The sequence below is a fragment of the Clostridioides sp. LIBA-7678 genome, assembly GCF_056716065.1.
This window is the reverse complement of sequence record NZ_CP196987.1, coordinates 843,947-855,632: the sequence shown is the minus strand read 5'-3', so window position 1 is coordinate 855,632 and position 11,686 is coordinate 843,947. Positions and strand designations below refer to the sequence as shown.

9 protein-coding genes are annotated in these 11,686 nt (G+C 28.4%); 2 read left to right on the top strand and 7 right to left on the bottom strand.

Features of this window, described 5'->3' with window-relative positions; translation table 11 throughout:
• Window positions 1–51: 51 nt before the first annotated feature.
• Window positions 52–1,044, bottom strand: a complete 993-nt coding sequence (locus ACTG46_RS04235) for a calcium/sodium antiporter (protein WP_054269405.1) — start codon at window positions 1,042–1,044, stop codon at window positions 52–54.
• Between the two features lie 360 nt (window positions 1,045–1,404).
• Between ACTG46_RS04235 and pflB the strand changes: the two genes are divergently transcribed.
• The gene (gene pflB, locus ACTG46_RS04230) at window positions 1,405–3,636 is read left to right on the top strand and encodes a formate C-acetyltransferase (protein ID WP_407963459.1); all 2,232 of its coding nucleotides are present in this window, start codon (window positions 1,405–1,407) and stop codon (window positions 3,634–3,636) included.
• 159 nt (window positions 3,637–3,795) lie between these two features.
• Window positions 3,796–4,530 (top strand): pyruvate formate-lyase-activating protein, encoded by a 735-nt coding sequence (gene pflA, locus ACTG46_RS04225; RefSeq protein ID WP_407963458.1) that lies wholly within the window; start codon window positions 3,796–3,798, stop codon window positions 4,528–4,530.
• A gap of 111 nt (window positions 4,531–4,641) precedes the next feature.
• On the opposite strand, the gene ACTG46_RS04220 is transcribed toward pflA, so the two are convergent.
• From ACTG46_RS04220 to ACTG46_RS04195, 6 genes are all read right to left on the bottom strand, one after another.
• Complete coding sequence (locus ACTG46_RS04220) at window positions 4,642–6,312, bottom strand: bifunctional diguanylate cyclase/phosphodiesterase (RefSeq protein WP_054269402.1); 1,671 nt, start codon at window positions 6,310–6,312, stop codon at window positions 4,642–4,644.
• A gap of 827 nt (window positions 6,313–7,139) precedes the next feature.
• Window positions 7,140–7,778 (bottom strand): nitroreductase, encoded by a 639-nt coding sequence (locus ACTG46_RS04215; protein ID WP_407813847.1) that lies wholly within the window; start codon window positions 7,776–7,778, stop codon window positions 7,140–7,142.
• Window positions 7,779–8,020: 242 nt separating this feature from the next.
• Window positions 8,021–8,803, bottom strand: coding sequence for a prepilin-type N-terminal cleavage/methylation domain-containing protein (locus ACTG46_RS04210; protein WP_054276068.1), 783 nt, complete (start codon window positions 8,801–8,803; stop codon window positions 8,021–8,023).
• 46 nt (window positions 8,804–8,849) lie between these two features.
• On the bottom strand, window positions 8,850–9,224 hold the full coding sequence (gene crcB / locus ACTG46_RS04205) for a fluoride efflux transporter CrcB (RefSeq protein WP_054276067.1): 375 nt from the start codon (window positions 9,222–9,224) through the stop codon (window positions 8,850–8,852).
• A 39-nt stretch (window positions 9,225–9,263) separates the two neighbouring features.
• Window positions 9,264–10,436 carry a tRNA uracil 4-sulfurtransferase ThiI gene (gene thiI / locus ACTG46_RS04200; RefSeq protein ID WP_479923668.1) on the bottom strand — a complete coding sequence of 391 codons (1,173 nt, stop codon included), beginning with the start codon at window positions 10,434–10,436 and terminating at the stop codon, window positions 9,264–9,266.
• A 48-nt stretch (window positions 10,437–10,484) separates the two neighbouring features.
• Window positions 10,485–11,636, bottom strand: coding sequence for a cysteine desulfurase family protein (locus ACTG46_RS04195; RefSeq protein WP_167640374.1), 1,152 nt, complete (start codon window positions 11,634–11,636; stop codon window positions 10,485–10,487).
• Window positions 11,637–11,686 lie beyond the last annotated feature (50 nt).

The window sequence follows — 11,686 nt, the reverse complement described above, 5'->3', positions numbered from 1 at the left end:
CATTATATACTTTTTTAGGATATTCTGCAATTAATATTTTTAACAGTATAGTTAAATAATATACATGAAATACAAAATTGATATGTATAGAAAATATGTAAATAACATCAATATCCCTTGTATTCTGCTAAGTCTGTTTGATTTAAGCGTTGGTACTATGACTATTAATAATAATAATATCATAAATGGTATATCCAATTGCCTATTTTGGGATAATATTGGTATGTTATTTGGTATTGCTGATACGGCTATTACTGATACTATATTCAATATGTTTGCACCTAAAATATTTCCTACTGATATTTCATGATGATTTTTTCTTATAGCAGTAATCGACGAAACTATCTCTGGCAGAGAAGTTCCAAGTGCTATTATAGTTAAACTTACTATACCTTGAGGTATATTTAAAAAACTAGCTATTCTTACTCCACTCTCTATAAGAATCTGTGAACCAATTATCATCATTATCAAACCTGTAGCAAAAAGTGCTAGTATTTTTAAAATTTCTACTACAGAAAAACCTCTAAAATTCTTACTCTTTTTAGTAGGTATATCTTTAATAGTACTATTTTTAATATTTCTATTTTTAGTAGATTTTCCAACTACACTTCTATAATTATTAACCATATAAAAGATTAATATTATTATAAGTAATAACGAATCCCCTCTTGTTATAACTCCATCTAAACCCAATAAAATTAAAACTATAACAGATACTATTAATAGTAAAGACTTAGAAAAAAACATTTTTTTATCTACATTATATGGACTTATAAAAACAACTAATCCTAATGCTAACCCTGTATTACATATTATAGAACCAACTGCATTTCCTAAACTCATTGTAGTATGACCATCAATAGAAGCAAGTAAAGACACTGTAAATTCAGGTAATGTTGTCGCAAAACTAACGATAGTTGCTCCAAGTATGATTTCTGATATGTTTGTTTTTCTACCTATCTCTACAGTACAATTTATAAAGATATCTGCGCCTTTAGTAATTAATAGGAAACCTACTAAAAATAATATCACTGTGATAAACAATATATCACCTCCCCCTATTAAATAAATATTCAATTTATGAAGATGTATGCTTTTCTTTTTTTCATAATAAAATTTATTTATTTCAAGTTTAGGATTTAAAAAATATATTATTGTTAATTAATCATTTATCTGTTTCATTTTATTTATATATGGGTATAATTTCATCACATTAATAACATATAATTTGTTTTATACTTTAAAACGACAATTTTTTATTTTTTTGTGTATACAGGATACTGATAATATGTTATTATTATATTAGAAAATATATTTTTTAAAAAATATATAAAACAAATTAAGTATATAAAAATTAATTTTAATAGTATTATTTATCATTTAAATCTAAGGAGGAAATACTTAATGAATGCATGGCAAGGATTTAAAACAGGAAGATGGACTAAAGAAGTAAATGTTAGAGAGTTTATACAATTAAACTATTCTCCATATGAAGGAAATGACTCTTTCTTAGCTGGTGCTACTGAAAACACTAAAAAGCTATGGGACAAAGCTATGGTCTTATTTAAAAAAGAAAGAGAAAATGGTGGTACTTTAGATGTTGATACAAAAACTGTTTCTGGAATAGCTGCATATGCTCCAGGATATTTAGATAAAGGATTAGAAACAATAGTTGGGTTACAAACGGATGCCCCTTTAAAAAGAGCTGTTATGCCATATGGTGGTATAAAAATGGTTGAAAACTCATGTGATGCTTTTGGATATGAATTAGACTCAGAAATAAAAGATATATTCACTAAATACAGAAAAACACACAACCAAGGAGTTTTTGATGTTTACACTCCAGAAATGAGAGCTGCTAGAAAATCTGGTATAATAACAGGTCTTCCAGATGCTTATGGTAGAGGTAGAATAATTGGTGACTATAGAAGAGTTGCTTTATACGGTGTTGATGCCTTAATAGAAGATAAAAATAAGCAAAAGGAATCATTAGAAGTTTCTTGCATGGATGAGGAAGTTATCAGACTAAGAGAAGAAATAGCTGAGCAAATATCAGCTTTAAATGAACTTAAAAAGATGGCTCAGTCTTATGGATTTGATATATCAAAACCAGCGACTAACTCAAAAGAAGCTGTACAGTGGTTATACTTTGGTTATTTAGGTGCTGTTAAAGACCAAAATGGTGCTGCGATGTCTTTAGGTAGAACATCTACTTTCTTAGACATATACTTTGAAAGAGACTTAAAAGCAGGAATAGTAACAGAAGAAGAATTACAAGAATATATGGACCACTTTGTTATGAAATTAAGAATGGTTAAATTCCTAAGAACTCCTGATTACAATAACCTATTCTCTGGAGACCCAACTTGGGTAACTGAGTGTATAGGAGGTATGGGAATAGATGGTAGAACATTAGTTACTAAAAACTCATTTAGAATGTTAAATACTCTATATACATTAGGACCTTCTCCAGAACCAAACTTAACAGTTCTATGGTCAACTAAATTACCTCAAGGATTCAAAGATTTCTGTTCTAAAGTATCTATAGATACAAGTTCAGTACAGTATGAAAATGATGATTTAATGAGAGCATACTGGGGAGATGACTATGGTATAGCTTGTTGTGTATCTGCAATGAAAATTGGTAAGCAAATGCAGTTCTTTGGAGCTAGAGTTAACTTAGCAAAAACTTTATTATATGCTATAAATGGTGGTATAGATGAGAAATCTGGCGTTCAAGTTGGACCAAGATTTGAGCCTATAACTTCTGAGTACTTAGATTATGATGAAGTTATAAGTAAATTTGAACCATTCACTGATTGGTTAGCAACATTATATGTAAATACTTTAAATGTAATACATTACATGCATGATAAATATTCTTATGAAGCATTAGAAATGGCATTACATGATAGAGATATATTCAGAACTATGGCTTGTGGTATGGCTGGATTATCAGTTTGTGCAGACTCATTATCTGCTATAAAACATGCCAAAGTTAAAACTATTAGAAATGAACAAGGAATAGCTGTTGATTTTGAAATAGAAGGAGACTATCCAAAATACGGAAACAATGATGACAGAGTTGATAGTATAGCTGTAGAGTTAGTTGAAAGCTTTATGAATAAAATAAGAAAAAATAAAACTTATAGAAATTCTTATCCAACTCAATCTATACTTACAATAACTTCAAATGTTGTTTATGGTAAGAAAACTGGTAATACACCAGATGGTAGAAGAGCTGGTGCTCCATTTGCTCCTGGTGCTAACCCAATGCATGGTAGAGATACTAATGGTGCCTTAGCTTCATTATCTTCAGTTGCTAAATTACCATATGAGCATGCTCAAGATGGTATATCTAATACTTTCTCTATAGTACCAGCTGCTTTAGGAAAAGATATGAATGAAAGAATAAACAATCTTTCTGCAATGATGGATGGATACTTCTCTCAAAATGCTCATCACTTAAATGTAAATGTATTTGATAGAGCTACTTTAGAAGATGCTATGGAACATCCAGAAGAATATCCACAATTAACTATAAGAGTATCTGGATATGCTGTTAACTTCATAAAATTAACAAAAGAACAACAATTAGATGTTATAAACAGAACATTCCACGGTAAAATGGCTTAGTCTTTAAATTTTTATACTTTAGCTAAGATTACTACTGTGTAGAAAATAAAAATAAAAGGCCATCTTATATTTGAATTATTTCTGGTATAGGATGGCCTTTTTTAGACAAATATTATAACTATTAATAAAGTCATTAAAATATATTGTGAGGTGAACTCTATGATTAAGGGAAAGATACACTCTATAGAAACGTTTGGTACTGTAGATGGACCAGGAATAAGATATATATTATTTTTTCAGGGATGTCCACTTAGATGCAAGTACTGCCATAACAGAGATACATGGGATACTAAGTCAGGGAAAGAATATACAGTTGATGAGATAATAACTGATGCTCTTAAGTATACTTCTTTTATGAAGTTTTCTGGTGGTGGTATAACTGCTTCTGGTGGAGAATCTACTCTTCAGCCAGAATTTTTGAGTGAATTATTTAAAAAAGCAAAAGAAAATGATATACACACTTGTTTGGATACATCTGGATTTGTAGATATAAAAACCATAGACCCAATTCTAGATAATACTGATTTAGTTTTGCTTGATTTAAAACATATGGTTGAAGAGAAATCTATTGATTTGACTGGTGTTGGTATGGATAAAGCTCTAAAACTTGCTAGATACTTAGACTCAAGAAATATCCCTGTGTGGATAAGACATGTTTTAGTTCCTGGTATTACTGATGATACAGATAACCTAGAAAAACTAGGTCAATTTGTAGCTACATTAAAAAATGTAGAAAGATTTGAATTACTACCATACCATTCTATGGGAATACACAAATGGGAGAATCTAGGAATAGATTATGAACTAAAAGATGTCCCTGATGCTAGTAAAGAAGATATTAAAAAAGCTAGTGAAATAATATCTAAATTTGGGGTAAAAGTATATAATAGTTAATATATATTTGCACAATGAAATAGGGTAAAGTATAAGCTTTTTAAAAACTTGTACTTTACCCTATTTTAATATACTACTACATTATCTTCTATACCTAGCATTTTTATATATTTACTTTGACAATTGAAGTTTATAAAACTCAGATGCGCTCACAGGTCTTCCAAATAAAAATCCTTGAATAATATCTACACCTAGACTCTTTACTATATCATATTCTTCATAAGACTCTATACCTTCAACACAAACTTTTAAGTTGATGATGTGAGCCAATTTAATGATATATTCAAGGAAAGTATGTTCATAGCTATTATATGTAATATTCTTAACAAAACTTCTTTCAATTTTTATTATATTAACAGACAGTTCTTTAAGGTAATTTAAAGATGAATATCCTGTACCAAAATCATCTATTGCAATATGTACTCCTATACCCTTTAAGCTAATAAACTTATCATTCAGTAAATTTATATCTGGTATCCAACAATTCTCTGTTAACTCCAAAATTAAAAATTCAGGTCTTAATTGATACTCTATTAAACATTCAACTATAAAATCTCTAAAAAAATCTTCTTTTAATTGAATGTACGATACGTTTACAGATATCTTGAAGTCTGGATTTATTTTATGCCATTCTTTACACTGTTTTACAGCTTCTTTTATAATCCACTTCCCCACTGGTATAATCAAATTGCTTTGCTCCAAGATTGGTATAAATTCAATAGGAGATACTTCTCCATAAGTACTTGAATGCCATCTTAGAAGTGCCTCGGCTCCTATTACTTCTCTTGTGGCCGCATCTATTTGTGGCTGAAAAAATAGTTCAAGGTCATTAAAGTTATTTTCAATACTTTCTCTTAGCTTATGTTGCATTGAAATTACCTTTAGTTTGTTTTCGTATAATTCTGGTGAAAAAAACTTAATTCTATTCTTTCCATTTATTTTTGCTATATCTAGTGCAATATCGGCATGTTTGAATAAGTCCAAATAAGTATCTCCATCCTGTGGATACATAGCAACCCCCGCAGTTACTGTGCAATAATACTTATTCGATTCAATCTCATGTTGGGTATTGGTATACATCTGTATCTTTTCATAGATTTTATTTATAGTCTCTTTAGTACACATAGGGTAAAAAAATGCAAATTCATCTCCATCTAATCTATACAATCGAACATCTTTTGGTAAATATTCTAACACTTCGGTGGCAATTGCACGCAAGACCTTGTCACCATAAGAGTGACCATATTTTTCATTTATATTTTTGAAATTGTCTATATCCATAATAAATATAGCTCCACTTTCATAGGTCTTTTCTTTTATGATATAATTCATCCAGTACTCGAACTGTTCTCTATTCCATGTTCCAGTGATAGAATCAAACTTATTTTTTTCACCAATATTCTTTATCCTTCCAACCAAAACTATAGTTTTTTTATCTTCTGATATATAAGCCTTCCCTCTACAAGAAATCCATACTACTTCCCCATATTTATTAATTAATCGATATTCTAGATTATGTTCATCTTTTTTTCCATCTATCAACGCTTGTATATCATCTTCCCACACTTGAACATCATCTGGATAAATAATTTTACTCCAACAATTTACTACATCAGAATCTACATCTTTACTTAAGTTAAATTCATCAAAAACTGCTGAAGAAATTTTAAATTTATTCCTGTTTATGTCCCAAAAAAATATATAGTCTTCTGTACTTTGAGACAAAAGTTCAAAGAAAATTTCTATATGATTTAAATTTAAAGAGTTCGATTCTTCTCTCATCTTTTCCCCCTACAATATAATTAATATAGTAATATTATAACCCTACTTATAATAAAAATAATTTTAAAGTAGGGTTATAGTTTACAGTTGGTGTAATTTATCAATAAAATATTATTATCTAAATTATTCTATTTTACTATTTCTTTTATCTTCATTATTTCTAAGCCACTTACTCTTAATTATTATTTGTCCTTATTGATTTGATAGAAATATTTAAATGTATAATTATATAATATACTTAATCCATTAATATTTTTTAATTAAAAAGATATTTTTATTATAATTATCATTATTTTTCACTTCCAATAGTTTCCATTTGTTATAAAAAAGTTACTATTCAAAAAATTGGAACTTTTCTTCAATTTTATACATAATTTTTCAAAGAAAATGCACTTAATTAACAATCAAATTTATAAATATTTTACTGTTTTTAGGTTTAATTTTATTTTATTGATGTGTACTTGTTTATTAGAAATGAAAAATTTTTTAGATTGGTTTTTAAGTGTAATATTTTTAGATTTTTATAGGTATAAAAAAAAGCCCTTTTATAACTAAGGGTTACTTTCATTTTATTTTAACATTCTTTTTTCTTCATTTCAATGTTTTGCTATTTATTTCCAAAATATTATAAAGTGCTTATTTATACTTCTCAACTTTATAATTTTTATTTTATATACTTAGACTAACAAATCTACTTCACTTTTTTTTCATTTATAAATATAAAATAATAAAAAATAAGACTAAAAATAAACAAATTTTTATTTTCAGTCTTATGTTATCTTTTTTAATCATATAAATTTATATAGTCATTTGATTAATCTGATATTCTAAGCTCTAGAAACTTTATAAACAACATCTCTAGCTTTTGGTAGATTTCCATCTGGGACACCTATAGCAATACCAAAAGGTACAGAATACCCTTCTGGTATATTCAACAATTCTCTATATTTTTTATTTGTATCAAACATCATCTTTATTGAATCTGATTCTTTTACATCATTGTCATCTAATACACTCACAAGACCTGCTATATCCCCTTGTTCAACAGGTGTAAATAAGCCCCTAACCATTCCTATTATGCAACTTCCTAATCCTAATGCTTGTGCAGCTGTAGTTACATTTCCTGTAAGTATTCCTACATCATATGGAGCCCATGAATTTTCTTCATCATAAGAAATAAATAAAACAGTTGGTGCACCATAAAATAATTTAAAATTCTTATTTATCTCAACATTACTAACTTCATGAATTCTGGATAAGGTATCATCACTAATCTCTTTTAAAAGTTTCTGGTCTTGCACAACACTTATATGCCAAGGTTGTTTATTACATCCCGAAGGTGCTGCAAATGCACAGTGTAACAATGTATCTAGTTGCTCGTTTGTAATTTGCTCCGTTGTAAATTTTCGTATACTTCTACGACTTTGTATTAAGTTTATTGTTTGATTATCTTGTAAATTATTCATATATCTATTCCCCTTTTATGTATTACTTAGTATAAATACTAAATTTGATAAAAATTTAGTATTTAACTAATATTCTTTATATTCTTATTATAGTTATTTTTAGTTTATATGTGAAGACTTTAAAATAGTAAATATTCAATAATCATACTGCACCAATAAAATATTCAAAATAAAATCTGGTATTAATTAACTATAGAGAATATTATTCTATAGTCTAATCAATACCAGTAATATATATCATATTAATTTAAAGGACCCCAACCAGATTTAGTATGGATTTCTTCTTTTAAAACTTCCCATGTTTTATTTGCTACAGAAATACCACTTTTACCTTTATACCATTTAGCTTCATCGTAATCATAAATTAAAGAAGCATACCAATTACCTTTAGTTGAAGTGTTTGCAAATACAACTACATTAGCTTCATTTGTATTAGGCTTATTTGCATATGGTTGTATATACAATGGCTCTTTTCCTAAATCATACTTTTTCTTAAATTCCTCTGGAATTTTAGGCCAACCATTTTTATACTTATTATCCAACAAATAATTTCTAAAATCATCATTATTTTTTGAATTTCCTGGTATTATAGAAGGGTCTTGTGCAAATGATGCAATTAAATCTGTCATACTTTGATATACATCTCTAGCCATCTCAACACCATCTGGATGTTCTGTACAAGTAACATACACTTTTGCTATACTTTCTTCTCCAGTTATTCCATCATAACCATTATCAAATTCTGCTGAATATGTTCCACCTGATTTACACTTTGGCTCTGTTTCAAAGTATTTTCCATCTTTATTTTTTAATACATCTTTTATAAGTTCCTTCTTGTCTTTACTTGTTTCCTCAGCCATTGCAATAACAATTTGAGTCTTTATATTCTCCCTATTTGAAAGACATGTAACTGCTTTACTTTTTTCTATATTTCTAAATAGTGCTGGAACTGCGACTATAACTAAAATTCCTATTATAGATATAACTACCAATAATTCAATTAGTGTAAAACCCTTTTTATTCATAATAATCATTCCCATTAAATAAAATTATAGTACTTACTTTAAAATACTACATATTAACAAATTGTCTACATAGAGTTCTTCCAATAAAAACTCCTAAAATACTTAACGTTAAATTTAAGAATATATTTAACGCAAATAACATATAATTGCCACTATCAAAAAACTTTACATTTTCAAAACTAAATGTGGAAAATGTAGTAAGACCTCCCATTAGACCAGTTACTAAAAATAATTTCAAATTATCAGAAATATAATTTGTTCTTGTACTCATTTCCATGATAAAACCAATCAAAACTCCACCCATAACATTGACGATTAGAGTTCCAAATGGAAACTTAGCTTCTGCAAATCTTAAAGATATTAAATATCTTAATATAGCACCAGAAAATCCTCCAATACCAACACACAATATATGAATCACATATAACACCTCCCCCGAGAGGCTAAAATCACTTGTATATTAGAATTCTATATCTTCAACCTCTATTCTATCAATTGCATCTTGTACTAATCCATCAATATCAAGTGCTGTTTCAGATTTTTCTATCTTTTCTAACCTAGGTTTAGTAACAGGCTTTCTAGGAGAAAATACGCTACAACAATCTTCTTCAGGAATTATAGATGTTTCAAAAGTTCCTATTTTTTTGGCTATATCAACTATATCTGATTTATCCATTGCTATAAGTGGTCTAAATACTGGTAAATCTACAACAGCATTAGTACAAGTAAGACCTTGTATTGTTTGAGATGCAACCTGGCCGATACTTTCACCTGTAACTAAAGCATCACAATGTCTTTTTTCAGAAAGTTTCTGTGCTATTCTCATCATGAATCTTCTTGAAAGAATAGTAGCTTCTTCTTCATTACAATTCTCGCCAATTGCTTTTTGTATTTCTAATATGTTAACTTTATGAAGTCTTACTCTTCCACAATACTTTGCCAATATCTTAGCTAAGTCTTTAACTTTTTCTTGTGACCTTTCGCTTGTAAACGGATAACTATGGAAGTGTACTGCCTCTACTTCCATACCTCTTTTTGCAACCATCCATGTTGCTACTGGACTATCTATACCTCCTGATAAAAGAGACATAGCTCTACCATTTGTTCCAAGTGGTAATCCACCATATCCAGGTATAGTATCACTATAGACCATAGTATGGAATTCTCTGTATTCACATTTTATTTTAATTTCTGGATTTCTTACATCAACATCAATCTTATCTCCTACCTTTGATAATAAGTATCCACCTATATCCATACTCATTTCTTGAGAAGTCAATCTAAAAGATTTATCTCCTCTTCTTGACTCTACTTTGAACGTTTTATAACCAGCTTCTATTTTTTCCTCTAACATTTTTAAAGCTATTTCTTTTAATGTATCATAATCTTTTTTAGCTCTTACTCCAGGGCATACACCCACTATTCCAAATACTTTTCTAACTTCTTCAATTACTTCTTCATAATCATAATCTTCTAAATCAACATATATTCTTCCATATTCTTTATATACATTAAATTTACCAATTGGTTTTAACATATTTCTTATATTTCTTATAAGTCTATTTTCAAATATATATCTATTTTTCCCTTTTACTCCAATTTCTCCATACTTTACTATTAATATATTATACACCATTTCACCTCTTAAACTAATTTATTCTCATTATTTATACTGTATTCTTTATTTCCTTCTCATTATTGACCTTAAGTCGCAAATTGATTCTTTCAATACTTCTACAACTTCTGATATTTCTTCTTCTGTATTCATATCAGATAAACTAAATCTTATTGTTCCATTTATTTCTTCATTTGTAAGACCTATAGCATTTAAAACATGGCTACCCTTCTTCTTAGAAGAACATGCAGAGCCAGTTGATACATAAATACCTTTTTGTTCTAAGTAATGAAGTAATACCTCTCCTTTTGTACCTCTAAATGATATATTTAATATATGACATACACCATCTTCTGGAGAATTAACTTTTATATCTTCTATATTATCAATTATTTTATTTTTAAATGTATCTTTTAAATTATTTACTTTTGAAATAACTGCATCTAAATCTTTATTTAGTATTCTGACAGCTTCTCCAAGCCCATATATACCAGGTACATTTTCTGTTCCAGACCTAATTCCTATTTCCTGTCCTCCACCTGTTAACATAGGCTTAAGACGATTATTTTCTTTTATATACATAAATCCAATTCCTTTTGGTCCATGAAATTTATGTGCACTCACGCTCATAAAATCTATATTGTATTTAGATGGTCTAAAATTAATTTTTCCATATGATTGAATAGCATCCACATGAAAATATATCTTTTCTTTTAAAGACTTCAAATACTTTCCGACTTCGTCGATTGGCTGTATAGTTCCTATTTCGTTATTAACATGCATCATACTTACTAAACATGTAGTTGACTTTATTGCATTCTTTAAATCTTCTATATTTATCTTTCCATCTTTTCCGACCTCTAAGTAAGTTACTTCAAAACCATCTTCTTCTAAATCCTTCAATGTATTTAAAACAGAAGGATGTTCTATGTTAGTAGATATTATATGATTTTTTCGCTTTTTATTTAAGTTTGCAACTCCTCTTATTATAGTATTATTGCATTCTGTACCACCTGATGTAAAATAAATCTCCTTTTCTTTCGCTCCTAGAGATTTAGCTATAACCTGTCTTACTTCTTTTATTCCTTTTTCAACGTCTACACCTTTTCTGTGAACAGAAGAAGGATTTCCATAATCCGTACTAAGTGCATACACCATTTTATCTATAACTTCTTGATAAGGTTTTGTAGTTGCGCTATTGTCTAAGTATATTTCCAACTTAATTACACCTACCTTTATTTAAAATTTCAGCTCTAACTATTATACCA